Raw genomic sequence first — 1,023 nt, forward strand, 5'->3', positions numbered from 1 at the left:
GCCTTGAGGTCCTTGACCAGCGGGGTGACCTTGATGCCGTGCGGGTCGACGGCGACCTTGCCGTCCGCCTCCGTGCCACCGAGCAGTTCGGCGAGCGTAGCCGGACGAGTGGCCAGCTTGATGCTGTCGCCGGGGCCCGGCTGGACGGCGGTGACCGCGACGAGCGCGCCCTGGGGCGCGGCGGCGGTCGGCGGGCTGGCGATCAGCGCGCCGGGCTGCACGGCGGAGGCGGCGCTCGCGGACGGGGTCGGCGACGCGGCCACCGGGGCACTCGGCGAGGCGGTCGGCGAGGCGGTCGAAGTACCGGCCGGCTCGGCCGACAGGACGGCCGTGCCGCCCGCCGGGTCGTACGCCGTGAGCTGCAGGTTCTTCGCGGTGGCGGTGACGGCGCCGCCGTCCTTGCCGGGCGTGCCGATGGCGGCCTGCTGGGCGCCGGCCGGGGCGGCCGCGACGGTGGCGGAGGCCGACGGGCGCGCGGTGGGCGCGGCGGCGGCCGTGGTGGTGCGGGCGCGCGGGGCACCGGTGGTCGGAGCGGCAGCGGCAGGGCCGGTGCCGGTCGCCGTGGCGGCGACGGGGGTCGAGGCCGCCTCGGTGGCGGCCTGGGGGGTACCGGGGGACGTCGGCCCGCACGCGGCGGCCCCGGTCAGGACGAGGGTGAGGAGGGCAGGGCGGACGGCCCTGCCTATCGAGCTCTTGAACACGCGGCGCCATGTTACTGACGGGGAATAATTTTGTCGAAGACAGGCCAAGTCGGGTAAAGGACAACGGAACGGAGGGCCGCTCAGCCGCAGTCAGCCCCACACGGCCCCGGTCAGCCCCACGCAGCCCCGCTCAGCCCAGCCGGGCCGCCGGGAGCCGGTCCGTGGCCAGCGGGCCGAGGTCCGCCGGCGCCGCGAGCTCCGCCAGGTAGCGGTCGCGGGGCAGCGCCACCGCGCCGAGGCTGCGGACGTGCGGGCCGTCCCACTGCGCGTCGAGGAGCCGGCCCCCGGCGGCGGCGAAGCGGGCGGCGAGGTCGGCGACGGC

2 pseudogenes are annotated in these 1,023 nt (G+C 78.2%); both read right to left on the bottom strand.

What is annotated here, in order from left to right:
* A pseudogene (locus tag AB0O00_RS41425) lies at nucleotides 1–701 on the bottom strand (hypothetical protein); the annotation flags it as partial.
* Nucleotides 702–831: 130 nt separating this feature from the next.
* Nucleotides 832–1,023: pseudogene (locus AB0O00_RS41430) on the bottom strand (leucyl/phenylalanyl-tRNA--protein transferase); the annotation flags it as partial.

Origin of the sequence: Kitasatospora sp. NPDC093558 (assembly GCF_040683475.1) — a bacterium.
Taxonomy (GTDB): Bacteria; Actinomycetota; Actinomycetes; order Streptomycetales; family Streptomycetaceae; genus Kitasatospora.